This window comes from Pseudomonas sp. 05N432 (genome assembly GCF_056396945.1).
Genome location: NZ_JBFTMM010000084.1, coordinates 1 through 485, shown reverse-complemented (window position 1 = coordinate 485; position 485 = coordinate 1). Strand labels below are relative to the sequence as shown.

At 63.7% G+C, this 485-nt stretch carries 1 protein-coding gene; it reads right to left on the bottom strand.

Annotation, left to right across the window (positions count from 1 at the left end; translation table 11 throughout):
* Nucleotides 1-485, bottom strand: a 485-nt coding sequence (locus tag AC1DHT_RS29345) for an Ig-like domain-containing protein (protein ID WP_477761603.1), incomplete at both ends; no start/stop codon positions are given.

The following is a 485-nucleotide window of genomic DNA, read 5'->3' as shown; positions in this document are numbered from 1 at the left end:
CCCCCTGCGCCAGGTGATCAAAATCGCTTCCCGGAGTGAACAGCAGCTGGTTGTCGACCACGCTGGCTGTACCCTTGTTTGCCGGCGCGCTGGCCGAGTTCAGCGTGAACGCGTGACCGTCGTCGACATCGGTGTCGTTGGCCAGTACGTCGATCGTCAGGGGTTGGTTTTCCGTACCGGCGGCCGTATCGGCCACCGCCACCGGTGCGTCGTTGGTGCCGGTGATGGTCACGTCCACCGTGGAACTCGAGAGCGCGCCGTGCTCGTCGCTCATGGTGTAGCTGAGCGTGACGCTGGCCGTGGCGCCCTGCGCCAAATGATCGAAGTCAGTCCCCGGGGTGAACAACAATTGGTTGCCGACCACGCTGGCACTACCTTGGCCGATTGGCGCGCTGGCGCTGACCAAGGTGAATGCATGGCCGTCATCGACGTCGGTATCGTTGGCCAGCACGTCGATGCTCAGGGTCTGGTTTTCCGTGCCTGCC